The organism is Pirellulimonas nuda (assembly GCF_007750855.1).
In the GTDB taxonomy this organism is placed as follows: domain Bacteria; phylum Planctomycetota; class Planctomycetia; order Pirellulales; family Lacipirellulaceae; genus Pirellulimonas; species Pirellulimonas nuda.
The window spans coordinates 5,295,986-5,320,989 of the sequence record NZ_CP036291.1 but is presented as its reverse complement, the minus strand read 5'-3'; the positions used below and the strand labels follow the sequence as shown (position 1 = coordinate 5,320,989).

The following is a 25,004-nucleotide window of genomic DNA, read 5'->3' as shown; positions in this document are numbered from 1 at the left end:
AGGCGAAGTCTCCCTGCGAAGCGATCCACGCCCGGCATTTGAGCGTGACCTCTACGCGGTCCTGCTCGGCGGTGACGAGCGTTCTTTTTTTCGCGTCAGCCGCAGGGCCTTGAGCGGGCCGTAGATCGTGGCGTCGGACGACTTCCGTTCGCGTTCCACCGGGCCCAGGCGACCGGCTCCAACCGCGTCGCGTCGGGCTTCGCGGCGATCTTCTCTCGCAGCCAGTCGGCGTGGGCCGCCCAATCAGTCGTGCGGTAACGCGTCAGCTCGGAGCCGCCTCTGCGAGAGGCGCTGCGTCTTGCCAGCCGTATCGGTTGGGCTAGGCTAATGTCGTTTCTTTGCCCGCCGGACCGCTGCCCCCTTGCTCCCCACCGACCCACGCCGCCAGGCCGCGATTGATTGGCTTTATGGCCGGATCAACTACGAGGGGGGGCTGGTGCTGCCCCACTCGCCGCAGGCGTTGCGCCTGGACCGGGTCCGGCAGCTCTTGATCCGGCTGGGGAGCCCCGATGCGGGCCGGCGCGTGGTGCACGTCGCCGGCACCAAGGGGAAGGGCTCGACGTCGAAGATGATGGCCTCGATCCTGACCGCCGCCGGGTATCGGACGGCGCTCTACACGTCGCCCCACCTGGAGCGGATCGAAGAGCGGTTCGAGATCGACGGGCTCCCTTGCTCGGGCGAAGAGTTGGTGGGCTTGGTCGAGCGGCTCCGGCCCTTGGTGGCGGAGATGGACCGCCGCACGGACGTCCGCGGGCCGACGTTCTTCGACATCGCCACCGCCATGGCGTTCTTGCTGTTCGCCGATCGGCAGTGCGACGTGATCGTGCTGGAGGTGGGCCTCGGCGGGCGGCTCGATTCGACGAATGTTTGCTGGCCCGCGGTGTCGGTCATTACCAGCATCAGCCTCGACCACACCAAGCAACTGGGCGACACCGTTGAGCAGATCGCCGCGGAGAAAGCCGGCATCATCAAGCCGGGGGTCCCCGTGGTGAGCGGCGTGACCGAGCCCGGGCCGCGGGGCGTGATCGCGCGGATCGCGTTGCAGCACGGCTGCCGGCTGCTGCAGCGGGGCGAAGACTTCGGCGCCGTGTACGCGCCGCCGGGCGCCGGGGCGCCGCTGGGGACCGCGCAGTACTGGTCGCACGCAGCGGGGACGCCTGTCGGGCGGCCGCCGCTGCCCCTAGCGCTGGCGGGCCGGCGGCAAGCAGAGAACGCCGCCGTGGCGCTGGCGGTGATCGACGAGCTGACGCGCCAAGGGCTGCTGGTGTCGGAGGATTCGATCCAGCAGGGCCTAGCCGCGGCCAAGCTGCCTGTGAGGTTCGAGCTGTTCGGCACGCGTCCCACGGCGGTTATCGATTGCGCCCACAACGAGGCCTCCGCGCTGGCGCTCGCGCAGACGCTCGCGGACTACTTTCCCCGGGCTTGTCGCGATGCGGCGGCCGAAACCGCGGTGCGGGGGCCGTCTGAGTTGACGATCGCGTTGGCGATCAGCCGCGACAAAGACGCGGCTGCGATCGTGCGGGCGCTCGCCCCGGTGGCCGGGAGCTTTGTTGCGACCCGCTTCCTAGAAAACCCGCGTTCGATGACCCCCGAGCAGGTCGCCGACGTGGTCGCTCGTGAGGCGCCCGGGGCGTCGGTGAGGCTTGCCGCGGACCCGCTCGAGGCGTGGACCACGCTGATGGGCCCGCCCCGAGACGACGATCAAGCGGGGTGCAACGTGGTGTGCTTCACCGGTTCGCTGTTCTTCGCCGCCGAGGTGCGGCGGTTGGCGACCCGCCGGACGGCCTCGGTCCAGGCGTCGCCGACCGGCGCCTAAGGCCGGTCGGCCCGCCTCACACGGCGGTCAGCGCGTCTTCGTCGACGTGCGAGCTGAAGGCGGGCTGGGCGCTCAGACGCTGCCGCAGCCGCGAGTCGCGACGCTCTTCGCGGACCTCGTTCTGCAGCTTGTGCACGAGCGACGCGATGTAGGGGTCGGCCCACGGCAGCAGGTCGCTCGGGCGGAAACGTGGCTGCGTGGCGTTGGGCATGCTGACGGTTTCGGTCGGCATCGAGACAACGGTGCAGCGAATCTTGGTTTGGTTAGCCATGGTAGAGCTCCTTTCTGTTCCGAATGGACGAGAAGTGTGGACAAGTCCTTCGTGGTGTTGCTAACTCAAGCCTACTACAGGCTTGACGGCGTCCTTCGACCGGCCGGGAGAGGTCGGGCCGCGGCGGCCCATAAGCGTCCCCTCCGAGTCTCGATCGGCCGAAGCCCCCCTGGGCGTCGGCTGCCATGGGAAAGCCATAATGCACGCCCCGTGCCAAACCCACGGCCGGGGGGCGAGAATTGCGCCCAGTGGGCGCCGGCGGCCCCGAGAGAGGCTTGATTTCAGGGGTATTTAGAGGGATTGCCGGCTCACGAAATTTCAACCGCCGCCGCGTTATCGCCGGCCGGGGGCCTGCTTGCATGGAAGAGGTTGCAAGCCGATACACATCCTTGCAACGGATCGCTACAACCCTCAGGCAGCGGCATTTCGTTGTGCGGGGCCCGAACCGGCCGGAAATCCGGGGGCGAGGCTCAGGGCAGAGCACACGACCGCGGGATTAGCTCCCCGCTGCCTGCTTGAGGGGCGCGGCGCTTTCGGCCGATTTGCCATCGCTGCCCAGCAGATGGTCAATCGCTAGTTGCAGCGCGTTATCGCTAAAGTCCAGCGGCTCGATCGCGATCTCCTCTGGGGCGGTGCCGGCAGCGATCGCGGCCCGGATCGGCTCGAGCAACCGCCTGGTTTCCGGCAGCCGCACGAAGGCCGCGTACTGCTGGGCAGAGAGCGGCGCGTCGAAGCCGACGTCAGGGTGGACGCCCCAGACGTCGTCGGGGCCGTCCGTGGGCATGCGGTGGATCTTGTTGCCGCTGGGGCCGCAGAAGGTGGCCCAGGTGACCTTCAGCATGCTGCGGCCTGCTTCGAGGTCGATCGTGCGTTGGACCGAGCCCTTTCCGAATGATCGTTCGCCGACCACAGTGGCCCGCCCGTTCTCCTTGAGCGCGGCGGCCATGATCTCGCTGGCGCTGGCGGTTTCGCGGTCGATCAGCACCACCAGCGGCAGGTCGGCCCACTCGCCCCGGTGCTCGGTCTCGTAGCTGGCTAGCACGGCGCCGTTGCGGCCGCGGGTTTCGACCACCTTTGCGCCGGCCGGTAGGAACAACTCGCTAGCAGCCACCGCGGAGTCGACCGTCCCGCCGGGGTTGCCGCGGAGGTCGAGGATCAACCGCTGCATGCCTTGGGACTTGAGCTTGGTGAGCAACGACCGGAGGTCGCCGAGCGTGCGGTCGCCGAAGCCCAGCAGTTGGACGTAGGCGACGTCGGGCGACTGCTCGGTAAAGTAGTCCCACGTCCCCTCGGCGTTCTTCCGTAGGCCGGCGAGCGACTCGATGGGCAGCAGGGCGCGGGTGATGACCAGTTGCAGCGGGGTCGCCTCGCCGTGCCGCGCCAGGGTCAGCCGCACCGGCTTGCCGATCTCTCCGCTGAGCGTCTGGGTGACTTCGTGTTGCGACATGCCGGCGATCGGCACGCCGTTGACCTCGTCGATACGGTCGCCGATCCGCATGCCGGCCTGGGCCGCGGGCGAGCCGGGGATCGGCGGGGCGATCACGTAAGCGCGCGAGGGCTGGCCGACCAGCTTGAACGGCAGGCCGAGCCCGCCGAACGACTGGCTCAGCTCGTCGCGGAGCGGGTCGGCCTGGTCCTGGGGCAAGAAGTCGGAGTGCTCGTCGCCGCCGCGACGCAGCGCAGAGACCATCCCTTGCATCGCGGCGGTGAACAGCGCGTCGTCCGAGGGGGGCGCCAACGCGTACTGCTCGATCAGCCGGTAGCCGTCGGAAACGTAGCGGGCGTACGGGTTCCGCTCGACCCGCGACGCACACACCAGCGCAACCGCGACCGCCACAATCAAACACGTGAAATTGCGTCGCGACATAGACCGTAGTGACCGGGGGGCGTGCTGGCGCCCCTGATTATGCCCGGTCGGGCCGGCCGAGAGAACGGTCGGGCCAAATGTTCGGCGCCGCGGTCGTGGGCCGCGTCAGCGCGTCGGGCCGTGCGGGTCGCTCCGCCGCATCCCCTGCAGCTTGTTGAACAGCCGGGCGTGGTCCGGGGCCATGGGGCCCTCGGCGCGGGGCGTCGGGGGGTCGACCCGGCTCGGCGCCGCCGCCGGGACGCCGGCCGAGGGCGTTGCTTCGGCCTCCGGCGCAGGCCGCGGCGTGGCCGGGGGCTCAAGGGGCTCCGGCTGGCGCGCCAGCCTCGGGCCCTCGTGCCGTGGGGACGCTTCTTCTGGCTGGGCCGGTCGGTTCTCGTTGGGGGCGAAGCACCGCCCCAGCGGCCCGCAGAGGATGGCCGGCAGCATCAACAGGTCGCCGACCAACGCGGCGCCCAGGATGATGATCATCAGCGAGCCGAACTGCTGCGTGGGCGTGAACGTGCTCACGGCGAACACCGCCAGCCCCAGGCCGGCGATCAGCGTGGTCTCACACATCGCCACGCCGCAACGCTCAAAGGCGCCCAGCGTCGCGGCCCGACGGTCGAGCCCTTCCACCACGCCGCGGCGGAACCAGGTGAGGAAGTGCAGCGTGTCGTCCACCGCAACCCCCAACGCGACGCTAGCGCACATCATGATGCCGATGTCGACCTTCACCCCAAGCCAACCCATCGCGCCGAACACCAGGATGATCGGGAAGACGTTCGGCAGCATCGAGACGGCGCCGGCACGCACGCTCCGCAGCAGCACGGCCATGACGCAGGCGATCAGCACCGTGGCCCAGCCGATGCTTTGGAACAGGCTGATGAGCAGCTCGCGTTGGGTCTTGTAGACCAGCGGGACGATGCCGCTGTAGATGCTGGCGATCACCGGCTGATCGGCGCGGACGCTCTGCGGGCCCGCGGGGGGGCTGTCCAGGCCGGGGGGCAGCAGCGCCACCCCTTCCGGCAGCAACGCGTCGACCGCTTGCAGCGTCGGCCGGTCGAGCGCCACCACGGCGTCAAACCCGGCGAGCCCCTGCTCGAGCTTCTCACGGGCCTCGGGCGACGCGGCGCCTAGGCGCGTGACGTTCAGCGGCTGTAGCACGCCGCGGGCGCCGCCCACCGTGTTCCGCACGCCCGACTCGGCGAGCAGGTCCATCAGCAGCGCCGACTCCGACTGCTGGGCCGGCGCGTTCTCGGCGGCCTCGCCCGCAAACGCCACGCACACGCGAGACCCTTCTAGGCGTTTGCCTTGGGCGTGCAGCCGCGCCGTCAGCGCGTCGCGCAGCCGGTACGCGGCCAGCACCGGCTCGACCTTGGCGCGGAGCTCGCCGACAAACTGGCCGTAATCGATATCGCTCAGGGCCGCGAGGCGGGCGCTGACGCGCCACAGCTCGCGGGCGTTTTCGTCGGGGCCTTCCATCCGCAGGTAGTCGCCCAGCGCCTCGCGGTTCTCTTGCATGGCGGTGCTGGCGGCGTACTCGGCGCCGCGGCGGACCGAGGCGGTCTGGCCCGGGGCTACTTCGGCCGGGCCGAAGGTAGCGGCCGACAGCGCCCGGCTGACCGGGTCGAGCTGCTCGACGGCCGCGCCGATCCGGCGCACCAGGTCGAGCCTCTCGACCATGGTCATGCGGTAGCAGTCGCCGCCGTCTTCGGGGTGCTCGGCGGGCCCGCGGAGGTTCTCCGGCGGCAGCGCCACGATCACCTCCATCGGCACCAGGTTCCCGATGTGCCGCTCGAGCCAGGCGTAGTCGTGGATCAGGTCGACGTCTTCGTCCAGCAGCTTGAGGATCTGGACGGAGGTCGTGATCTTCGGCAGCCCCAACGCCATGACCGCCATCAACGCCAAGCAGCCAAACGTCACGCGATTGCTGTGGCCGACCACGTACTCGGCGTAACGCGTCGCCCACGCGGGGAGCGAGGGTTGGTGCTTCTTCTTCGCCTGCTCGCCGGGGGCGTCCTTGGGCGGGAACAGGTGCAGGTACACCGGCACCAGGCTGAACAGCATGCCGACGGTGGCCAGCACGCCCGAGGCCGTGAACATGCCGAACTTTTTGATCGGGATGATGTCGCTGGCCGCCAGCGACCCGAGCCCCACCGCGGTGGTGAAGGCGGCCAGCGCGCAGGGCGCCCAGCTCACCGCGACGGCCCGTTCGACCGCGCCCCAGCGGCCGTGCGCGGCCCGCTCGTCGCGGTAGTAGTTGACCAGGTGGATGCCGCCGGAGAGGCCCAGCACGTACACCACCGCCGGCATCGACATCAGGATGGCGTCTACCGATCCGTACAGCGGCTTGTCGCGCCCCAGCGCCAGCACCTCGAACACGCCGAAGTAGTACACGATGGCCAGGCTCAGGCCGGCGCTCAGCCCGGCGCCGGCGAACACCACCAGCGTCAGCCGCAAGTCGCGGAAACACCAGTAGGCCAGGCCGATGCCCAGCAGGCCGGAGTAGAGGGCCAACGATCGGAGGGTGCGTTCCCCTTCTATGTCGATCGTCACGTTGTCGACCGGCGGGCCCCCGAGGTGGATGTTGGCGGCCGCCACGCCGCACTCGGTCTCGACGATCTCGTGGGCCCGCTCCACCGCGGCACGCATCGAGCGGTTGTTGCCCAGCGAAGCCTGAGACAGCCAAGCGACCAGGCAGGTGGTGCGGGCCTGATCGCCCAGGCTTTCGCCCGCGTCGCTGACCGGCGCCGGACCGACCAGCGCCCCTTCGAGGCGGTCGATGGCTTGGGCCCGCTCCAGATTGGCGGGCGCCTCGGTCAGCTTGGCCACCATGCCGGGGCCGGTGACGATCCGGCCGAACATCGGCGCGCCGGCCGGCGTGGTCTCGTGCTGCAGCTTCTGCTCGAGCAGCCGGAGCCGTTCGGTGTCGCCCAGCGTGCAGCCGTCCCAGCTCACCAGCACGAACTGGGCGCTGACAAAGCGGTCGGCGAGCCAGCGCAGGTCGGTGGACTCTGGGTAGTCGGCCGGGAGCCAGTCTTCGGCGTTGTTGGTGTTCCCCTCGACCGCCCGCCGCAGGCCGCGCGGCGTGAGCCCGATCGCCAGCAGCGCGATCATCGCCACCATCAGCCAGTTCGACAGGCCCCAGGGCTTGCGGTCGAGCCAGGAGGAGCGATCGGAGGGGGCGGGCTGATCCATGGGTGCACTGCGGTCCGGAAGTGAGCTCCGGAACAGGACCCCGGAACTGGGCCGTGGAGTTAGTTGCGTCCTTGCGCGGCCGATAGGTTCAAGCTAAACCCGCTCGGCCCGGCGTTGCTAGCCCAAACCGCGGCTGGTTACCAGAAGTACTCCATCCCGAGAGTGAGCCCTTGGTAAAACGGGTTGTTTGAGGTCGCTACGCGGCTGAAGTCGGGGTCGAACTTGATCTGGTCGGGCGCTGCGGCCATGTTCACGAGGAACAGCATCTCGTAGCCGCCGCGGAGCGAGAGGTTGGGCCGCATGTGCCAACGCCCGATGAACCCGGTCTGGAAGACGTAGGTCAGCACGCCCTCGCGGTTGTTGGTGTAGAAGTCGTCGAGGCCTTGGGCGTTCGCGTAGGTCATACGAGAGACCCCCTTGGCGTCGTTGAGCATCACGCCCCCCTTGCCGAAGAGCTCGACACTGAAGCGGTCCGACTCGTAGGTGATGCCGCCGCCTACCTGGGGGCCGATCACGTCGTTGCTGGTGCGGATGTTGTAGAGGCCCGAATCGGCGGACGTAGTCTGGGTGGCGATGTCCTGGGCGGACCAGGCGAGGTTCTCGGTGAGGTCGATGTAGCGCAGGCCGACCAGGAAGTTCCGCGTCAAGCCAGAGTTTGCGCGTCGGACCCAATCGCCGTTGGGGGTCAGCACCATCTGGTCGCGGCCCATGCGGTCGTGCACCCGGTAGTTCAGCTCGAACATCGTCAGCCGGCTGTCGTACTTGGTCTGCATCGTCGACGCGCCGTCGAACGACGGGTTGTTGAGGTCGATGTCGTCGCGGACGAACAACGCGTTGGGCACGTCGGAGGTGATGCGGTTGGACTGCGTCCACTCGCCGCCGCCGAAGCCGGTGAACTCCATCGTGTGGTCGCGGTTGGTCGTGTCGCGGAACAGGAACCGCCCGAGCGTCAGGCGTACGTTCCCCTCGGCGCCCGGCTTGCTGCGATCGAGCTGCAGGTCCTGCAGCCCGCCGCTGCTCAGGTCGGACGCCAGCACAAAGGCGTTGCGGTCCCAGTATCGGTTGAGCACGACCGCGTCGCTCTCAACGTACCAGTACCCGCGGCGCAGCCAGGTGCCGGTGCTCTCGGTCACCGCCGGTTCGTACTCCCACAACTGTTCCCCTTGCGGGATCGGTTGCAGGGCGCCGCCGATGTCGCCCATGGAGGAGACCGGCGGGGTGATCTCTTCGAAGTGCTCCGACGGTCCGCCGGGCGCGTCGTAGTCGAACTCGCTTGCGGCGGGGGTCGGTAGATCATCTGCCCAGGCCCGACACGCGGGCCAAGCCGCCATCGCGGCAAGCAGGATTGCGGTTTGGAATCGATTCATGGTCACGCTGCCCTCGCCCCTTTCGTTTCCTTGCGGAACGTACCCCCGGCCCGGTCCGCGCCGGTCTGCCGGGCGTCCTGCGTTGTTCATCGACCTCCCGCGGCCCGCAGTACAGGAATTACCGCTAGAATCCGACGAACCGCCCCGCCAGGCACAACCCCTACCAGCAGAACAACCGACAAAACCCGCCATCGGCGCGCCAGCATGTTCGTGGCGCGAGCCGGGCCGTCCCCGGCCCCGGCGCCCCGCGAATACCGCTGGCGCCCCGAGAAGGCCGGGGCCGGCGACGGCCCGGCTCGCGCGGCTTCCGCGGGGCGACACCCCGCCTGCGGGCGGACGCCGGTCGGGTCGGCTCCGGCGGCGCCCCCGCCGCGCCGGTGGGATGGACGGCCAGCTTCGGCTAGAATCGGTGGTTACCGAACACCCCCGCGTGAACCCTCACGCGTCGGCCCGCTTGCGCGCGGCCGATACGAAATCCAAGGCGAAACACACATGTCGGTCGACCCCTACGCGCTGTGCCCCTGCGGCAGCGGCAAGAAGCTGAAGTTCTGTTGCTCCGACCTCGCCGGCGAGATCGAGAAGATCCACCGCATGATCGAGGGGGATCAGCCCCGCGCCGCCCTGCAGCACGTCGAGCAGTCGCTCCGCAAGTACCCGGGCCGCGCGTCGCTGCTCGACCTCAAGGCCGTGGTGGAGTTCACGCTGGAGAAGTTCGAAGACGTCGCCAAGACGGTAGACGACTTCCTCGCCAAGGAGATCAAGAATCCCTCGGCCCACGCCCACGCCGCGATGCTAGCGTGCGTGAAGGACGACCTCGGCCTGGCGGTCGGGCGCCTGCAGGACGCGCTCGAGCTGGTCGCGGAGAACATGCCGCTGCGCGTGCTCGAGGCGATCGGCGCGGTGGGGCACGCGCTGCTGCTCTCCGGCGACGTGCTAGCGGCGCGGGCGCACCTGTGGCTCTACCAGGGGATCGTCGGCAAAGAAGACACCCGCGCCATGCAGTTGTTGCTGCGGCTCAACCAGTCGGCCGGGCTGCCGGTGCTGTTGCGTGACAACCTGTTCCTCCGCGACGTGCCGGAGGGGCACGTCTGCGAACACGACCACTACGTCGCCCAGGTGCTGGCCAGCCAAGGCAAGTGGCGCCAGGCGGCTGGCGTGCTCGACGCGCTGGTAGAGCGGCACCCGGAGCTCGAGGCGCTGGTGTTCAACTCGGCGCTGGTGCACGGCTGGCTCGGCGACCGCCGCGGCTTCGCCCAGAAGATGCACCAGTTCGCCAAGATGGAAGTGCCGGTGGACGACGCGGTTGAGGCCGAGGCGATCGCCCAACTGCTCGACCCCGACACCGACGAGGCGATGGTCGAGACGCTGCTGGTGACCATCCCGATGCAGGACGAAGAGGCGCTGATCTCCCGTCTCGACGCCGCGGACCGACTGCACCGCCAAACAGGCGCCTACGTCGACCCGCAGTCGGTCGACGGGCCCCCGCCCCGGGCCGAGTACCTGGTGCTCGATCGGGCGATGCCCGCGTCGGGCAAGGAGCTCACCCGCTCCGAGGTGCCGTGCGTGATCGCCCAGCTCGGCTACTTCGGGCGCCAAACCAACCGCCCACAGCGGCTCGAGCTGGTTGCGTTGGCGGGCGCCGACTTCGACGCCGCGTTGGCCGGGGTCCGCGAGCTCGCCGGCGACGCGGCGGGCGAGCCGGAGCCCCCCGAGACCATCGACCACATCCCCGCGATCGACGCCGCCCTCGGCTGGCGGTGGAGCTTCCCGACCGATACCCCGGCCGAACTGCGTCGCGAGCTGCGGCGAGAAGAACGCCGCGAGCGGATCCTGCAGAAGTGGCCGCTGGCGCCCCGCGCCGCCCTGGCGGGAAAGTCCCCCAGCGAGGGGGTCGCCGACCCCGAGTCCAGGCGGGCCGTGATGGCTTCGGTGCTGATCCTCGAGCAGGGGGCGGCCAACGCCGACCACGCCCAGACCATCGCCGCGCTCCGCGACGGGCTCTCGCTCCCCCAGCCCGAGCCGATCGACCCGACGGCCGAAGGGGTCGACGTTGAGCGGTTGCCGCTGGTGCGTTTTGCGCGGGTACAGCTAGAGAAGCTCGACGACGAAGCGTTGGCGGGCCTGCACCGGCGGGCGATCATCGCCGGCGCCTCGACCGCCATCGAGGTCACCGGACGCGAGCTGCTGCGCCGCCCGAGCGTCGCCGAGAAGATCAAGACGGACGACATCTACGCACGGCTGATCCAGCAGCAAGAAGACCCGGCCGTGGCGCTCGACCTGGTGGACGAGGCGCGGCGCCGCACCGAGGCCTCCGGCGCGTCGGTCGCCAAGTGGGAGGTGCTGTCGTTTGAGCTGCTAATCGAGGCGGGACGCGAGCAGGAGGCCCTGGAGCAGCTCAACCACCTCCGCAGCAACCACTTCGACGAGCCCGGCATCGCCGAGCGGGTGTACGCCATCCTCAGCGCGATCGGCGCGCTGCCGGACGTCCCCGACCCGGCCGGGGCGCTGCAGCAGGGCGCCCACCTCGGCCCCCCCGCCGAACCGGCCCCGGCCTCGGCCATCTGGACCCCCGACGGCGCCGCGGCGACCGCGGGGGAAAAGAAGCTGTGGATGCCGTCGTAGGGGGCTGAGTCAGACGCGCCGGTAGTGACGTCGCCGCCTGCCGGCGGAAGACGCCGCGCGGATTGTCTGACCAAGTCGCTAGACTTCGGCAAGCGCCGCGAGGATACTATCGCCGTTGCTGCCGAAGTGTCAGCCGTACGAGTCTCTTCCCTGCTCATCTACCTCCGCGCCCTGAGTTTCAACATGGATTCACGAGGATGGTGCAGCGTTGTCGTTCTGACAACCTTGCTGCAGACGCCCAGCATTGACTGCGTTGCCCAGGTTGTTTTCGACAACGGGATGGCAAATGAGATTCAGGTATCGGACGGGATGATGTTCCCGGCTGGCATCGTGGTGCGGGACAGCGTGGATCTCTCCCCAACCACAGTCTTCGTGAATTCTCTTCCGATCGGAGGTGGACCGAGCCCCGGGCGGAGTGTTGCGGTCTACGGCAGCTCTTTGTTCCGCCACGGGTTTGGGCAGATTTCCGGCGATCTGTTCGCGACCGACGATTCCACCATTTCATTAATCTTTGGCAGTTCCGTCGAAGGAGAGGCGCTGATTACAGGTTCTGCATTGCTCCAGGTTGGGCTAAGTGCAGGTGCGAGGAAGGTAACCCTCAACGAGAACGCCCGTGCCGAGTTCACAAATTCGGGACCCGGAGTAATTGAGATTGCCGGCAATGCCACCGCTTCGTTCAACGGTGGCGCCATGGGCAACCTTACGGTGACGGAAAATGGCTTCGCCGAGATTCTCTACGCAGATAATAATCCTACCAATCCCGTCTCAGTCGTCTCCGGCAACGCAACGTTGATCGCTCGGAATGGATTGCTGTCCAAAATCCTTGTCCAAGACAACGCTCGATTCTCAACGGGTTTCGCAGGTTTTGACCTAGTGACGGTGCGAGATCGCGGCCTCGCTGTGGTAAACTTCGGTGCTGGCGCATTCGGAGACTTGGTTGCAACTGACGGCGGAACGATCCTCCTTGAAAGGTACCGCACAGATTTTTTCTCTCGGCTGGCCACTCTTGCGCGGGGAGGAAAGATCACGCTCGATGTAACGCGAACCTACCCGACGGAGGCTGCAAGCATCCTGGCAGAGAGTGGATCGTTCGTCGACCTGGTCAGGTTGCGCGCCAGAGGGCTGACGATCGACGCCAGCGACTCCTTCGTCAACCTCTCCGGAGGTGACCTCGATGAGCTTTCAATCACGGCGAAGCTTGGCAGCGAAGTCTCGATCCGCGGCGGCATCTTCCGCGACGCCAACCTGCTGATTGAAACCGGCAGCGTCGTGACATTCTTTGGCAGCGGCTTTCTGGTTGAAGGCTTGGGCCCTCCGGGGGAGTTCCCGATGGCCGGGAGCGTTAGCGGGTGGCTCGCGGACGGCCAGGCGTTCGCCTTCGACTTCACTCGCCAGGTGTCACCGGGCGCCGACGCAGGACTGATTCGTTTTGTCACTGTACCCGAGCCGGCCGCTTGGGTGCTATCGGTCGCGGGAGCGTTTGCCGGCGTGGCGGGACTGCGCAGGCGGCTTCTGCGATAGTGTGATAGCCTGCTTGGCGCCCACCCACGTCGCGCGGAGGCCTTCGGCGAATCGGTCGCTAAGTGGGAGGTGCTGTCGTTCGAGCCGCTGATCGAGTCGGGCGCGAGCAGGAGGCCCTGGAGCAGCTCAACCACCTCCGCAGCAACCACTTCGACGAGCCCGGCATCGCCGAGCGGGTGTACGCCATCCTCAGCGCGATCGGCGCGCTGCCGGACGTCCCCGACCCGGCCGGGGCGCTGCAACAGGGTGCCCACCTCGGCCCCCCCGCCGAACCGGCCCCGGCCTCGGCCATCTGGACCCCCGACGGCGCCGCGGCGACCGCGGGGGAAAAGAAGCTGTGGATGCCGTCGTAGCCTAAAGGAAAACGAGGCCGCGAAAGACAGAAGGGAGGGGTGGAGATGAACGGGAGGTAGGGGGATGCGTTGATTCGTTGACTGACGGTTTGCAACCGGTCGCATCGATCCAGCCATCCTGCTTGGCGGCGTTCAGACCCGCGGACGCCTATCCCCTCATCTCCAAGCGTCGCCATCTTCCCTTTCCTGCTTCGCGGCGTGGCTGGGCTCCAGCCAGGCGTCAGGCACGGCCTGACCTACGTGTCGCTGTCGAGCCACGCCAGCGCTTCGGCTTTGTCTTCGTAGTCGAAGTGCCGCACCTTGGCGTGTACGAAGAAGGAGGCCACGCTTGGCAGGATCGACAGGAACGCGCTGTCGGTGACCGCGGCCACCTTGGTGATGTGCTTTTGGTGGTCCTTGACGAAATTAAAGTGGCCCAGCATCGCCGAGAAGTCTTTCCAGCCGGGGAAGCTCTTGGTGTAGATCATCAGCCCGCCAAGCGACCCGTGCTCGGCGATCACACGGTCGACGATCGGCGCCAGGGCCTCGAAGTCGCGCTTCTCCAGCGGGCTCTCGGGGGTGACGACCAGGACCCGCTGGTCGGGGAGCAGTTGGTGGTGGATCATGGCAGGGGCGCTCCGGGTTCGTGTGGAGACCAGGCAGAGACGTGACGCCGACGATAGACGCCGGTCAACTTGGATGTTTAGATCGTATGGGGTCGCCGGCGGTCGCCGCAAACGTTTTCTGTTGGGGCGTTGAGTCGGTCCGCCACGATCGGCGCCGGTCGGCGGCTTCGTTCTTAGTACGGATTGGCCCGCTCCCTGCACTTCACGACAGGTCGCTGTGACGGACGCTTCCATAGACCCTGCCGATCCTTCCGACCGCGACGAGCACTGGGCGCGGCGTGCGGCAGAGCTCGCGCTGCGCGGCGAGGGCCTCGTCGAGCCCAACCCGATGGTCGGCTGTGTCGTCGTCCGCGAAGGCCGCCTGGTGGGTGAGGGGTGGCACGAGCGGTTTGGCGGCCCGCACGCAGAGGTGAACGCCCTGAACGCCGCGGGCGAGGGGGCCCGCGGGGCCACGCTGTACGTGTCGCTTGAGCCCTGCTGCCACACCGGCAAGACGCCGCCGTGCACCGACGCGATTCTGGCGGCCGGCGTGACGCGGGTGGTGGCGGCGGTCGCCGACCCGTTCCCGCAGGTGGCCGGCGGGGGGATCCACCGGTTGCGGGCCGCCGGCGTGGTGTGTGAGCTTGGCCCCGGCGCCGAGCCCGCCCGGCGGGTGCTGGCGCCCTACCTGAAACGCCTGGCGACCGGCCGGCCGTGGGTGATCGCCAAGTGGGCGATGACGCTCGACGGCAAGATCGCTACCGCCTCTGGCGACAGCAAGTGGATCAGCGGCGAGGCGTCGCGGGCCATCGTGCAGCGGCTCCGCGGGCGGATGGACGCCATCGTCGTCGGCCGGCGCACCGCCCAGCTCGACAACCCGCTGCTCATCGCCCGCCCCCCGGGGCCGCGGGTAGCGGCCCGCGTGGTGGTGGGGCCCATCGCCCCCGATTGCCGGCTGATGGAAACAATTGCGGACGCGCCGGTGATCGTGGTCGCCCGCTCGGCGGAGGAAGAGGCCGCCTGCGCGAAGCTCGGCAGCCTGGGCGCCGACGTGGTGTGCCTGGACAACGACGACCGGGTCCCCGTCGTCACGCGTCTGGTCGAGCTGCTCGGCGCCCGCGGGATGACCAACGTTCTGGTCGAGGGAGGGGGCGTGCTGCTGGGGTCGATGTTCGACGCGAGGCTCGTCGATGAGGCCCACGTTTTCGTCGCGACGAAGCTAATCGGCGGCGCCGGCGCCCCCTCGCCGATGGGTGGGGCGGGGCAGGGCACGATCGCGGCGGGGGCGCGGCTGGTGGACGCGGTGATCGAGCAGGTCGAGGGCGACGTCTATATCCGGGGTCGCCTGGGGGACGGCGAGGCGTCCAGCGCTGGCGCCTGACGCAAAGTCGTTGCAACCGGAGCAAACCGCACCGGGCCGGCCGCGGCGCCCAGCCGGGCGGCCCGTACCGCGTTGACTCTGGCGGCGGTGAATCTAGCCTTAGGGGCGAAGCACGCCGTGTATGCGTCACTAAGCCCTGGATAACCAGATGCGATCAGTCAACCTACTCCTGCTTCTGGCCCTGTCCGCTGTCATGGGCGCGTGGGCGCCGGCGCCCGCCCTGGCGCAATCCCCGCAGCGGTCGGTGCTGCAGCAGCTAGCGGGCGACATTAGCGCGCAGCTCGACCTGCGTTACCCCACCTCCGGCGGGGAGAAGCAGGCAGGCCGCGACCGGTTGGCCGAGGCGATCGACCTGTGGAACGCCTCGCCGAAGAGCGACGCCGACGCCCAGGTGATGGAGCGCTGGCTGTTGGACGCGTTGCGGGCGTCGATGGCCGGTTCGAAGAAGCCGATGCCGGCGCCCCCCGAGTTCTCCCAGAAGCAGATCGCCGCGGCGCCCCTTGCGCCCGAGCCGATCGCGGAGCCCACGCCAATTACCGAGCCGGCGCCGGCGCCCATGCCGCGCAGCGTCGCTTCGCAGGTCGATCCCACTCCGGCGCCCGCTCCGGTGACGCCCCAGCCCGCCTTGCGGCCGGCCCGGCCCGAGCTCCCGGTGGTGGCCTCCAACGAGCACCCGGCGGCCGCCCGAATCAACTGGAGCGATCCGTTCCGAGACGACCCCTTCCGCGACGACCCGGTCGCCGTAGCGTCGGCGCCGATCGAGCGGCCCGCCCAGCGCCAGACGCGGCTCAAGCCAGAACTACCTCCGCGCCCGCGTGGATCGGTCGACCTCCGCGAGCTTTCGGCGCGGGTCCGTGGGCTGTCGCAAGGGCTGGCCGCGATCGATGCGCGGCTGAGCGACCAACGCCCCCCCAGCGCGTTCGAGCTGGCGGGGTTGGTGCGCGACCTAGAGCAGCTCAGCAGCGAGGACCGCTTCTTGCGGCTTTACCTCAATGGCCTTACCACGTCAGAGGCCCGCGAGGTGGGGCACCGGCCCGACATGCGGCAGACGATCGACCGGCTGGGCGATCGGGTCAAGCAGCGGCAGGCAGACCTTGCCGAGGCGCAGGGAGAGCAGAGCCTGGCGGAGCGAGACATCCTGACGGCGCTGGCCGTGAAGCTGGACGAGATCCAGAACGCCGGCCGCTAAACACCGGGTGAACCGAAGCGCCGGCTGCTGTTGAGCCGTGGCGCTTGTTGACTGAAGGTGACGCAGGCCCGCGCCGTGCCTCGGCAGGGCCTGATCCCCGGCGAGAGCCGCCGCACCTGTTAAGGCAGCCCGGGGAGGGGCCGGGCGGCCTACTTGTCGTCGTCGTCCTTCTTGGTCTTCTTCTTTTTCTTCATCTGCAGCTTGCGGACCCGCACCTTGGGGAGGCCGAACGGCGAGGCCTCTTCGCCCCAGCGGTCCCCTTCGCGGAGCTTCTGGATCCGCTCAACGCGCGTCATGACGCTGCGGTTGCTGGTGGCGCCACGCTTTACTTTCAGGGTTTTATCGATCGTCATGGCGGATGCCGGGTCTAGATTTTTAACTGTCGAGTTGGCGGAAGCCCAGTAGTTTACGCGAACGGAATCTCGGCCGCAACGTCCCGTCCGGCCCCCGGCCGGGCGCCCCAGAAACGAGCAAGCCCGGCGTGTGCTGCGGGGCACACGCCGGGCCTCTCATTGGGGGTGGTCCTGCCGGCCGCGGATGCGGCCTAACCCGGGGCGTGCGGGAAATCGCCCCGGGGCCCGTCCATGGGCGTCCCCGAACAAAGCTCGTGACGCCTAGTGCGATGCCTCAATGGTGCCGTTAGGCGGCGATGCGGACCGCCTCGCGGCTTTCCTTCACGCCGATGACAAATTCTTCGAAGATCCGCACGTCCAGGGCCGAAGCGGTGTCGGCCTCGGGGTGGAACTGGGTGCCGATGGCGAACCAATCGGGCGAGGTGCTCTCGATCGCCTCAACGATGCCGTCCGGGCAGCGGGCGGTGACGTGGAAGCCGGGGGCGAGGTCGTCGATGGCCATGTGGTGCATGCTGTTGACGCGCAGCTCGCCGTCGCCGAACACGCGCTCCATCAGCGACCCGGGCCGCAGCTCAAGCGTGTGCCGGTGGGCCGGGTCGAGGTTGTCCTTGTGCGGCAGGGCGGTGGGCACGTCTTCCGGGATGTGCAGGTGGAGGTTGCCGCCGCGGGTGACGTTGATCAACTGCATGCCGGCGCCGATGCCGAACACGGGCACGCGGCGGTCGGCGACCACCCGGGCCAGGGTGCGGTCGAACGACTCGCGGCGCGGCGCCATGGCGCGGACCGAGGGGTGCAGCATCCAGCCGTCGCGGCGGGGGTCGAGGTCGGCGCCGCCGATCAGCATCACGCCGTCTACCAGGTCGAGCGCCTGATGGATGTCGGCCTCTTCGGCCAGCGGGGGCAGCACCACCGGCAATCCGCCGGCCTGCAGGATCGAATCGTAGTAGGCCGCGGTCAGGTAGGTGAGCGCGGGCTTCTCGCCTTGGGCGGCGCGGTAGTCTGCGTTGATGCCGATGACGGTTTTAGACATGCGAATCATTCCCTTTCGATCCGGGCGGAGTCATTCCGCACGTTCGCGTTTGGGGGCTGCGCCGGTGTGGCGTCAGGGTTCGCATAGCAAGCACGCTCAGCCCACCGCTTCGGCGGAGGCCCGGGGGCGCTTGGCGTCTGTTGCGCCGAACCGTCTTGCGCCCAAGGGCAGAGAGCGAACCCAAGCGGGGGCCTTCCCTGACCGAACGGCAGCAAGTTGTGCGGCGTTCGCCGGTGGCTTGGTGGTCCCCCGTATGGATGCGGAGGGTATGGGTCCAAGCTCGGCGCCGGTGCGATGTCCCTATCGTCCTACCGGTGTTGCTCCCTGTGTGGATGCGGCCGTGTCACCCGGCCTATAAGCGTGGGTCGCAAGTCTGGAGCGGGATGGTAAACGGGTTTGGCCAAGAGTCAATGGCTTGGACGATCTTGCGCCTCAAAAAAATCTTGACCACTATAGCTTGTGCAAGCACCCGCCGGCCCCCAGCCTCCCCGGCCGGCGTGGCCGGCTTATCGGTCGCCCCCTCTCCCGCTACGCTCGTCTAGTGAGTTGGCCCTCCCTTCCTACCGTTCGTGCTTCCTAAGAACAGCCGCGCCATGAGATTTTCCCGGGTTTGCCTCGAAGGGCTGGGCCACGTGCTCCCAGAACAGCGTGTCACGAGCGCCGAGATCGAAACGCGGCTGGGGCCCCTCTACCGCCGGCTGCGGCTCCCTGAGGGGCGTCTGGAGCTGATGACCGGCATCGGCGAGCGGCGGTTCTTCCCCCCCGGCGCCCGGCCCGGCGACCTGGCCATCGAGGCGGGACGGCGCGCCCTGCGGTCGAGCGGCGTCCCCATCGAGAAGCTCGGCGTGCTGATCCACGGCTCGGTCTGCCGCGACCATCTCGAACCCGCCACCGCGTGCCGGGTCCACCACGCCCTGGGGCTGCCCAGACGCGGGCTCGCCTTCGACGTGTCGAACGCCTGCCTGGGGATCCTCACCGGCGCGCTGCAGATCGCCTCGATGATCGAGCTCGGCCAGGTCGAGGCCGGCATCGTCGTCGGCGCCGAGTGTGGACGCCCACTGGTAGACAACACGATCGAGCGGCTCAACACCGACGAGACCCTTAGCCGCGACACGATCAAGCGATCGGTCGCTTCGCTCACCATCGGTTCGGCCGCCGCGGCCCTGGTGCTGTGCGACGCGTCGCTCAGCCGCACGGGCCGGCGCCTCACCTCGGCCGCCGCCACGGCCGCGACCGAGGACCACGACCTGTGCCAGAGCGAGGGCCTGCAGCAGGTGATGCAGACCGACAGCGAGAAGCTGATGCGCCGCGGCGTGGCGGCGGGCGCCGAGACGTTTGAGCACTTCCTGGCCGAGGCCGGCTGGCGCCGCGACCAGATCGACCTCAGCGTCTGCCACCAAGTGGGCGTCGCCCACCGGCGGATGATGCTCGGGGCGCTGGGGCTGCCGGAGGAGCGCGACTTCGCTACGGTCGAGACGCTCGGCAACACCGGCTCGGCGGCGCTGCCGACCACCCTCTCGCTGGCGGTCGACGCGGGGCGCGTCGCCCCGGGCGACCGGGTCGCGATGCTCGGCATCGGTTCGGGCATCAACTGCTTGATGATGGGCGTCCAGTGGGGCGCCTAGGACGCGCCCACCCACACGCTCACGCGCCGGCGAGTTAGGCCGCCGACTTCGGCTTGCTCTTCGCCTGCTCGACCGCCTCGCGCGCCTTGGCTTCCTCGGCCTTGGAGACCTCGGGGTTCGGCGTGGCGTCTCCCTCGGCCAGCCCCATGATCCAGCGGACCCCGCCCAGCAGCGACTCCTGGTACTTGGGGTTGGTCCACACGTCCTCGCGGTGCCCCAGGCTCATGTGCATGACGCGGCCCTGGCCGTAGTCCTTCACCCACAACACCGGCACGTGGTAGGGCTTCTTGATGTCGGTGTTTTGCATGTCGAGGCTCATCAGCACGCGGACCTTCTCGGGCTGCCAGTGGCTGAACTGATAGATCTCGTCGCCGATCACGAACGAGTCGCCCCACGGCGCGGAGGCCGGGTGGCTGGGGTCCTGCACGCTGATGGCGACCGTGCTGCCGGCGCCCCAGGGGTGCCCATTGAAGGTGCCGCCGATCATGTCCCAGTACGGCTCGTAGTCGTGGTAGGTGTCCGCGGCCGAGTGGACGCCGATAAAGCCGTGGCCCGGCTGCTTGAGCCAATCGTTCAGGAACCAGTCCATGGTCTCTTTGGGGATCGGCAGGATGCGCTTCGCGTCGTACATCGCGCCGGTCGTGTAGAACATCACGATGTCGTAGTCGGCCAGGCGCTCCGGCGTGAAGTCCTTCTCGACGTCCTGCGTGCAATCAACGCGGAACAACCCGCTGCGGACCCCGAGCTCCGTCATCACGCGTTCGGCGAACGACAGGTCGGTCGCCTTGCGGGCGACGGTCGGGTGCCTGAACCCGGCGCTCTGGGTGACAAACAAGATCCGCGCCGGCCGCTCCGAGGCGTCTGCTTGCGGCTCGGCGGGCTTGGCGCGTTTGGCCGGACGGGCCGCGGCGCCGTCGAGGCGTTTGATGCGGATGTTGCGGAACTCGGCCTGCCCGCCGTGGTCTTGCAGCGAGATGTGGCCCTCGTCGTTCTTGGCGAACCCTTCCCACTTGGAGAACTTGCTGGCGGCGATCTTGGCGTTCCAGTCGTCGTCTCCCCAGTTGGCCTCGAGCAGCTTCTTGCCGTTGAGCCAGTGCTGCACGCGGCCGTTTCGGATGACGATCCGGCCGTTGTTCCACTTGCCGACGGGGCGGGTTACGTCCTCGGCCGGCGGGTACATGGCGTAGAGCGCCCCGGCGGAGGTGGCCGCCACCTTGCCGTCCTTATGGGCCTGGTTGTCGAGGATCTGGTACTCGGGGCCGGTCATGTACGGGGGGCCGTCGGTCTCGCTCAGGCGGTAGATGATGCCGCTGTTGCCACCTTTGACCACCCGCCACTGGAAGCGGAAGTCGAAGTCTTTGTACTTCTCGCGCGTGATCAGGTCGCCCGCGCCGCCGGAGTGCTTGAGCACCCCGTCCTCGACGCGCCAGCCGTCGGTGGGGGCGTCCTTCTTGTAGCCCCGCCACGCGTCGAGCGAGCCGCCGTCGAACAGCACGGTGAACCCGTCTTGGGCCTGACAGACGCCGATGCAGAGCACGCCCATCAGAGCGGTCGATACGCAACGCCTAACTCGCAACAACATGAGGAGTCCCCTGAGAGATGTAGGAAAGAGGTTTGGCGCACCGGGGCGCGGATGGGCCGCTAGAAGGCGTCGGCCTTGCGGTAGGCCTCGATCACGGCGCGGTCCCCGTCGGCGCCGGCGATGCTGTTGCCGTGCTCCATGCCGATGACCCCCTCGAAGCCCTTCTCGTGAAGGTGCTTGAAGATGTTCAGGTAATTGATCTCGCCGGTCCCCGGCTCTTTGCGGCCGGGGTTGTCGCCGGTTTGAATGTACGCCACCTCCGACCACGCGGCGTCGAGGTTGGGGATGAGGTTCCCTTCCTGGATCTGCTGGTGGTAGATGTCGAAGAGGATCTTGCAAGACGGGCTGTTCACCGCCCGACAGATCTCGTACGCCTGCGGCACTTTGTGCAAGAAGAGCCCCGGGTGGTTGGTCCACCAATTGAGCGGCTCGAGCACCATCACCAGCTCGTGCGGTTCGAGCACCGCCGCGCACTCGCGCAGCAGTTCGACGCAGTTGGCGGTTTGGTAGCCCCACTCCACGCGGTCGCTGTAGGCGTCGGGCACCACCGTCATCCACTTCGCGCCGACGCGCTTGGCGACGTCGACGCTGTCTTTGATTTCTTGCACGACCTGCGCGCGCAGGTTCTTGTCGCGCCCGGCAAAGGTGACCTTGCCGGCGTCGCTGTGGGCGACGAACACGCCCATCTTCATGCCCAGGTCGGACAGCGTCTTGGCGATCCGCTCCTGGTCTTCCACGCTCCGGTTCTTCATGCCGTTGTCTTCCCAGGCGGTAAAGCCCTGGTCGGCGGCGAACTTGATCTGGTCGACGAGGTCCGGCCCGGCGACGTTGCGGAACGTGCCGAAGTGGGGCGCGTAATGCAGCTTGAATTGTCGATCGTTCGCGGCGGCAGCGGGGGCGGGGGCGTCGTCGGCGCCCACGGCGCTGGCCGCGAGAGCTCCGAGGCCCGCCACGCCCGAGGCGTGGAGGAAGTCGCGTCGTTTCATCCGAAGGAACCTCTGGTGCAGAGCAGAAAGGAGTCAGCCGATCCCGTCATCCTACCCAGAATCGCCGCAGAAAGCGCCCGCCCCTCCGGCCTTTAGCCGTCCGCGGCGGTCTTGGCCAACAGCGGCAGCCGCGACCGGTCGGACACCACCACGCCCCCGGCGGGCTCGATCGTTACGGCGAACATCGTGGCGCGGTTCACGGGCAGCTTCACGGCGATGGGCACGACGACGCTCTCTTCCCCCTGGGGGATGTCGAACACGCCCCCGTCAACGGGGTAACGCTCGTCCCGCTGGGCGTCGAAAACCCATAGCTGGTACTGGGTTTTTGACGGATCGTTCGCCGGCAGCCCGGCGAAGGTCATGTAGCCTTGCTGTTGGGCGTCGCTCCACACAACGTCCCCTTCGGCCCCCTGGGCGGCTGGGTCGTCGGTCGCCGTCCAGGCGATCGGCGTCAGCGTGGGGTAGCTCTTGAGGAACGACTGCCGGGCCTCCAGCGGCGTGGGGGTGGCGGTCGACTTGGGCCACAGGATCCCCGCCACCAGGGCGATCGACGCGGCCAGCGCCAGCACGCCCCCCAGCCAGCGCTGGTTGACGTCGGCAGGCGCCGCCATGCCTGCGCCGGCGGGCGCCGAGACGGAGTCCGACGCATAGACGTCTGCGACCAGGCGTTCTCGCAGCCCCGGCGGCAATCCACCGGGAGGGGCCGAGCCGGCCAGATAGACCGAGGCCGCGATCAGCTCTTCTCCGCAAACCGGCGGGTCGGCGGCGTGCCCCACCGCCTGCGGGGCGCCCTCGGCGCCGAACACCGCGTGCTCGGCGCGCCGCTCGTCAAAGCCTTCTCGGCCGGGATTAAACGGTGGATTCATCACTGGACCTCCCCGGCAGAGGGCGCGGCCGAAAGCATTTCTCGCAGCCTCTCGATCCCGCGGCGTGCGTGCGACTTGACGGTGCCCAGCGGCCAGCCGGTTTCTTCGGCGATGGAGCTCTGCGACATCCCGTGCAGGATCGCCAGCTCCAGCACGCGACGCTGTTCGGAGCGGAGGTCCTCCATGAAGCCGCGGATGCGGTCGGCCTGCTCGGCAACCATGAAGTGATTCTCGGCGGCGTCGGCCTCCTCGCCGACTAGGTCGTCAGGCAACTGGCAGTTTTTTCGGTTCCGGCCGGCGCGGAGCATGTCGATGACTCGGCGCCGGGCGATCACGGTCACAAAGGTCGCTTCGCCCGCGAGGCGCTCGTCGAACGAGCCCGCCTTCCGCCACAGGTCGAGGAACACCTCTTGCACCGCGTCTTCTGCGTCGGACGCAGAAGCCAAGTACTTGCGGGCGATCGTCCACACCAGCCCGCCGTAGCGGTCGATGCACGCCTCGACCGCCCCAGGAGCGGCAGAAGCGACAAGTGGCAAGAGCGGGGTCGTCGTCAACTCAGACTCGCAAAGGCGGCGCAGGAAAAAAGCCGTGCGACCCCAAACGCGGAGGGCCGCACGGCTTGATTGTAGCAAGCCCAGGCGTGCGGGTTTACTCAGACTTGGGCAGAATTACTGCGTCGATGACGTGGATCACGCCGTTCGAGCACATCACGTCGGTAGCGACGACTTCTGCGTTGTCTACGTAAACCTTCCCCTCCTCGACCTTGATCGTCACCGGCTTGTCTTCCAGCAGCGTGTCGACCTTGGCGCCGTTCATCTTGACCACGTCGGCCGCCAAGACCTTCCCGGGGACAACGTGGTAGGTGAGGATCCCGGCCAGTTTCTTCTTGTTTTCCGGCTTCAGCAGCGTCTCGAGCGTCCCCTTGGGCAGCGCCTCAAAGGCCTTGTCGGTCGGGGCAAACACGGTGAAGGGCCCTTCTCCCTTGAGGGCGTCGACCAGGCCGGCGGCCTTCACGGCGGCGACCAGCGTCTTGAAGCCCTCGGTGCCGACCGCGGTGTCGACGATGTCCTTCGGCTTCTCAGCGGCGGCCATCATGTCGCTCGAAGCAACGGTCGATACGGCGTGCACGGCCGAGGAGGGGCACTGGGCGGTCACGGCTTGGTTGCTGAAGGGGCAGCCTTCACCGGCGAACGCAGCGGGTGCGGCCATCAGGGCCAGTACGGCGAGTAGTTCGGTTTTCATCACGATTTCCTTCTCGAATTCAGGTGCTAGAGGTTTTGGTCAAACGGTTGGGGCGGGCCCGCCCCCGTGGTTGAGCTCAGCAGAAGGTTCGAGAGGACGCGACGATCGGATGCACGTTTTGAACGTTTTTGTGAAAAGTAATCCGAGCCGTGCACGCTAGCACGCAGAGTTCTCCGACGTTTGCAGGCTTTTCATCGCGGCCAAGCCCGCTGGCGTGCGCGGCTCGGGGGGCTTCGAACGCGTTCTACGGGTAATCCTCGCCACCCTCCGACCAGGGGTGGCACCGGAGCAGCCTCCGCGTGGTTAGCCACGCGCCCCGCAGCGGGCCGTGCTTGCGGATGGCTTGGATGCAGTACTCGCTGCACGTAGGGGTGAACCGGCAGTTGCGGCCCAGCAGGGGGCTGAGCAGCCACTGGTAGCCGCGCACCAGCGTGATCAGCACCGCGGCCAGCGCCGCCGAGGGCCACCGCTTCAGGCCGTTCATGCCGTGGGGTCCCACTGGCGGGCGATCCGCGCCGACAGCTCGCGCAGCGAGCGGCGGAGTTCGGCCAGGTCGGGGCGGGCCTTGGGACGCGGGATGCAGACCAGGTCGAGCGCCGGCAGCCCGTGGCGTTCGAGCCGGAACGCCTCGCGGAGCAGCCGCTTCCAGCGGTTGCGTGTCACGGCGCCCCCGACCTTCCGAGACACCACCAGCCCCAACCGGGCGGCGCCGGCGTGCGGCCGGCCGTGCACCACCAGCCGATGGTCGGCCGCGGTGCGTTTGTCGGAGAAGACGAGGTCGAAGTCGCTCTTGGCCCGCAGGCGGGCTTCTTTGGGGAAACGCAGGTTGTCCGGTGCGGGGTCACTCAATGCGGGTCTCTCGCTCGCGCTGTGAATCGGCCAGCGTGCGGCCCGAGGTGGGCGAATCCGCCGCCGAAGCGATCGGCGCCGCCGGCACGACCTCGGGGGGCCGCTCGGTCTGACGGCGCCGCTCGAGTGGGGGGCGGGGCTGCTCGCGGGCGATCTTCCGCACCCACCGCGCCCCGAGCATTACGCACACAATCATCCCGATGCCCAGCAGCACGAGCCCCAGGATCGCCATCAGCATGGCTGCCCGGCTCGGGGGGGGAGTGGCGTCGATCGCGGGGCGGGCCGCCTGGGCCAGCGTGGTTAAGAGGGTCGTGTGCATCGGC

The 25,004-nt window shown here is 68.5% G+C and carries 22 protein-coding genes; 7 read left to right on the top strand and 15 right to left on the bottom strand.

Annotated elements, in window-relative coordinates:
- The first annotated feature begins 361 nt into the window (after positions 1–361).
- The gene (locus Pla175_RS20780; protein WP_145290016.1) at positions 362–1,816 is read left to right on the top strand and encodes a bifunctional folylpolyglutamate synthase/dihydrofolate synthase; all 1,455 of its coding nucleotides are present in this window, start codon (positions 362–364) and stop codon (positions 1,814–1,816) included.
- 16 nt (positions 1,817–1,832) lie between these two features.
- On the opposite strand, the gene Pla175_RS20775 is transcribed toward Pla175_RS20780, so the two are convergent.
- The 4 genes from Pla175_RS20775 to Pla175_RS20760 all read right to left on the bottom strand — a co-directional run bounded on the left by Pla175_RS20775 (position 1,833) and on the right by Pla175_RS20760 (position 8,498).
- Entirely contained in the window at positions 1,833–2,087 is a 255-nt protein-coding gene (locus tag Pla175_RS20775) for a hypothetical protein (protein WP_145290013.1), read from the bottom strand.
- A gap of 496 nt (positions 2,088–2,583) precedes the next feature.
- Positions 2,584–3,954, bottom strand: a complete 1,371-nt coding sequence (locus Pla175_RS20770; RefSeq protein ID WP_145290008.1) for a S41 family peptidase — start codon at positions 3,952–3,954, stop codon at positions 2,584–2,586.
- Between the two features lie 105 nt (positions 3,955–4,059).
- Positions 4,060–7,131, bottom strand: a complete 3,072-nt coding sequence (locus Pla175_RS26635) for an efflux RND transporter permease subunit (RefSeq protein ID WP_145290004.1) — start codon at positions 7,129–7,131, stop codon at positions 4,060–4,062.
- Positions 7,132–7,268: 137 nt separating this feature from the next.
- Positions 7,269–8,498, bottom strand: a complete 1,230-nt coding sequence (locus Pla175_RS20760) for a BBP7 family outer membrane beta-barrel protein (protein ID WP_197527023.1) — start codon at positions 8,496–8,498, stop codon at positions 7,269–7,271.
- Positions 8,499–8,990: 492 nt separating this feature from the next.
- Between Pla175_RS20760 and Pla175_RS20755 the strand changes: the two genes are divergently transcribed.
- The 3 genes from Pla175_RS20755 to Pla175_RS20745 all read left to right on the top strand — a co-directional run bounded on the left by Pla175_RS20755 (position 8,991) and on the right by Pla175_RS20745 (position 12,994).
- A complete protein-coding gene (locus tag Pla175_RS20755) occupies positions 8,991–11,120 on the top strand; it encodes an SEC-C domain-containing protein (protein WP_145289997.1) in 2,130 nt (709 codons plus the stop codon).
- 24 nt (positions 11,121–11,144) lie between these two features.
- A complete protein-coding gene (locus tag Pla175_RS20750) occupies positions 11,145–12,641 on the top strand; it encodes a hypothetical protein (protein ID WP_145289994.1) in 1,497 nt (498 codons plus the stop codon).
- Positions 12,642–12,703: 62 nt separating this feature from the next.
- A complete protein-coding gene (locus Pla175_RS20745) occupies positions 12,704–12,994 on the top strand; it encodes a hypothetical protein (RefSeq protein WP_145289991.1) in 291 nt (96 codons plus the stop codon).
- A 236-nt stretch (positions 12,995–13,230) separates the two neighbouring features.
- On the opposite strand, the gene Pla175_RS20740 is transcribed toward Pla175_RS20745, so the two are convergent.
- Complete coding sequence (locus Pla175_RS20740; protein ID WP_145289988.1) at positions 13,231–13,599, bottom strand: SpoIIAA family protein; 369 nt, start codon at positions 13,597–13,599, stop codon at positions 13,231–13,233.
- 217 nt (positions 13,600–13,816) lie between these two features.
- Here Pla175_RS20740 and ribD point away from each other — a divergent pair, with 217 nt between their 5' ends.
- The gene (gene ribD / locus Pla175_RS20735; protein ID WP_231953997.1) at positions 13,817–14,959 is read left to right on the top strand and encodes a bifunctional diaminohydroxyphosphoribosylaminopyrimidine deaminase/5-amino-6-(5-phosphoribosylamino)uracil reductase RibD; all 1,143 of its coding nucleotides are present in this window, start codon (positions 13,817–13,819) and stop codon (positions 14,957–14,959) included.
- 148 nt (positions 14,960–15,107) lie between these two features.
- Positions 15,108–16,148 carry a hypothetical protein gene (locus tag Pla175_RS20730; protein WP_145289985.1) on the top strand — a complete coding sequence of 347 codons (1,041 nt, stop codon included), beginning with the start codon at positions 15,108–15,110 and terminating at the stop codon, positions 16,146–16,148.
- 149 nt (positions 16,149–16,297) lie between these two features.
- Here the strand turns inward: Pla175_RS20730 and Pla175_RS20725 are convergent, their stop codons facing one another.
- Complete coding sequence (locus Pla175_RS20725) at positions 16,298–16,501, bottom strand: small basic protein (protein WP_145289983.1); 204 nt, start codon at positions 16,499–16,501, stop codon at positions 16,298–16,300.
- A gap of 286 nt (positions 16,502–16,787) precedes the next feature.
- On the bottom strand, positions 16,788–17,531 hold the full coding sequence (locus Pla175_RS20720; RefSeq protein WP_145289980.1) for a gamma-glutamyl-gamma-aminobutyrate hydrolase family protein: 744 nt from the start codon (positions 17,529–17,531) through the stop codon (positions 16,788–16,790).
- A gap of 593 nt (positions 17,532–18,124) precedes the next feature.
- Here Pla175_RS20720 and Pla175_RS20715 point away from each other — a divergent pair.
- Entirely contained in the window at positions 18,125–19,156 is a 1,032-nt protein-coding gene (locus Pla175_RS20715; protein WP_145289977.1) for a 3-oxoacyl-ACP synthase III, read from the top strand.
- A gap of 34 nt (positions 19,157–19,190) precedes the next feature.
- Here the strand turns inward: Pla175_RS20715 and Pla175_RS26630 are convergent, their stop codons facing one another.
- The 8 genes from Pla175_RS26630 to Pla175_RS20675 form a co-directional block, all read right to left on the bottom strand.
- Positions 19,191–20,738 carry a family 16 glycoside hydrolase gene (locus Pla175_RS26630; RefSeq protein WP_145289973.1) on the bottom strand — a complete coding sequence of 516 codons (1,548 nt, stop codon included), beginning with the start codon at positions 20,736–20,738 and terminating at the stop codon, positions 19,191–19,193.
- Between the two features lie 59 nt (positions 20,739–20,797).
- Positions 20,798–21,724 (bottom strand): hydroxypyruvate isomerase family protein, encoded by a 927-nt coding sequence (locus tag Pla175_RS20705; RefSeq protein WP_145289970.1) that lies wholly within the window; start codon positions 21,722–21,724, stop codon positions 20,798–20,800.
- Between the two features lie 92 nt (positions 21,725–21,816).
- A complete protein-coding gene (locus Pla175_RS20700; RefSeq protein WP_145289967.1) occupies positions 21,817–22,590 on the bottom strand; it encodes an anti-sigma factor in 774 nt (257 codons plus the stop codon).
- Positions 22,590–23,126, bottom strand: a complete 537-nt coding sequence (locus tag Pla175_RS20695; RefSeq protein WP_231953995.1) for a sigma-70 family RNA polymerase sigma factor — start codon at positions 23,124–23,126, stop codon at positions 22,590–22,592. Before Pla175_RS20695 ends, Pla175_RS20700 begins: the two co-directional genes overlap by 1 nt.
- Positions 23,127–23,238: 112 nt before the next feature.
- Positions 23,239–23,832 carry a fasciclin domain-containing protein gene (locus Pla175_RS20690; protein WP_231953993.1) on the bottom strand — a complete coding sequence of 198 codons (594 nt, stop codon included), beginning with the start codon at positions 23,830–23,832 and terminating at the stop codon, positions 23,239–23,241.
- A gap of 244 nt (positions 23,833–24,076) precedes the next feature.
- The gene (gene yidD, locus Pla175_RS20685; protein ID WP_145289960.1) at positions 24,077–24,316 is read right to left on the bottom strand and encodes a membrane protein insertion efficiency factor YidD; all 240 of its coding nucleotides are present in this window, start codon (positions 24,314–24,316) and stop codon (positions 24,077–24,079) included.
- A complete protein-coding gene (gene rnpA / locus Pla175_RS20680; protein ID WP_145289957.1) occupies positions 24,313–24,681 on the bottom strand; it encodes a ribonuclease P protein component in 369 nt (122 codons plus the stop codon). Before rnpA ends, yidD begins: the two co-directional genes overlap by 4 nt.
- Positions 24,674–25,000 carry a hypothetical protein gene (locus Pla175_RS20675; protein WP_145289954.1) on the bottom strand — a complete coding sequence of 109 codons (327 nt, stop codon included), beginning with the start codon at positions 24,998–25,000 and terminating at the stop codon, positions 24,674–24,676. Before Pla175_RS20675 ends, rnpA begins: the two co-directional genes overlap by 8 nt.
- Positions 25,001–25,004: the final 4 nt, after the last annotated feature.

Excerpts from the sequence above, each read along its gene's own strand:
- Pla175_RS26635 (WP_145290004.1), bottom strand. The coding sequence starts at position 7,131 with ATGGATCAGCCCGCCCCCTCCGATCGCTCCTCCTGGCTCGACCGCAAG.
- Pla175_RS20705 (WP_145289970.1), bottom strand. The coding sequence starts at position 21,724 with ATGAAACGACGCGACTTCCTCCACGCCTCGGGCGTGGCGGGCCTCGGA.
- Pla175_RS20725 (WP_145289983.1), bottom strand. The coding sequence starts at position 16,501 with ATGACGATCGATAAAACCCTGAAAGTAAAGCGTGGCGCCACCAGCAAC.
- Pla175_RS20775 (WP_145290013.1), bottom strand. The coding sequence starts at position 2,087 with ATGGCTAACCAAACCAAGATTCGCTGCACCGTTGTCTCGATGCCGACC.
- Pla175_RS20715 (WP_145289977.1), top strand. The coding sequence starts at position 18,125 with ATGAGATTTTCCCGGGTTTGCCTCGAAGGGCTGGGCCACGTGCTCCCA.
- Pla175_RS20740 (WP_145289988.1), bottom strand. The coding sequence starts at position 13,599 with ATGATCCACCACCAACTGCTCCCCGACCAGCGGGTCCTGGTCGTCACC.
- Pla175_RS20720 (WP_145289980.1), bottom strand. The coding sequence starts at position 17,531 with ATGTCTAAAACCGTCATCGGCATCAACGCAGACTACCGCGCCGCCCAA.
- Pla175_RS20730 (WP_145289985.1), top strand. The coding sequence starts at position 15,108 with ATGCGATCAGTCAACCTACTCCTGCTTCTGGCCCTGTCCGCTGTCATG.
- Pla175_RS20700 (WP_145289967.1), bottom strand. The coding sequence starts at position 22,590 with ATGAATCCACCGTTTAATCCCGGCCGAGAAGGCTTTGACGAGCGGCGC.
- Pla175_RS20675 (WP_145289954.1), bottom strand. The coding sequence starts at position 25,000 with ATGCACACGACCCTCTTAACCACGCTGGCCCAGGCGGCCCGCCCCGCG.
- Pla175_RS20760 (WP_197527023.1), bottom strand. The coding sequence starts at position 8,498 with ATGAATCGATTCCAAACCGCAATCCTGCTTGCCGCGATGGCGGCTTGG.
- Pla175_RS20770 (WP_145290008.1), bottom strand. The coding sequence starts at position 3,954 with ATGTCGCGACGCAATTTCACGTGTTTGATTGTGGCGGTCGCGGTTGCG.
- Pla175_RS26630 (WP_145289973.1), bottom strand. The coding sequence starts at position 20,738 with ATGTTGTTGCGAGTTAGGCGTTGCGTATCGACCGCTCTGATGGGCGTG.
- Pla175_RS20755 (WP_145289997.1), top strand. The coding sequence starts at position 8,991 with ATGTCGGTCGACCCCTACGCGCTGTGCCCCTGCGGCAGCGGCAAGAAG.
- Pla175_RS20690 (WP_231953993.1), bottom strand. The coding sequence starts at position 23,832 with ATGAAAACCGAACTACTCGCCGTACTGGCCCTGATGGCCGCACCCGCT.
- yidD (WP_145289960.1), bottom strand. The coding sequence starts at position 24,316 with ATGAACGGCCTGAAGCGGTGGCCCTCGGCGGCGCTGGCCGCGGTGCTG.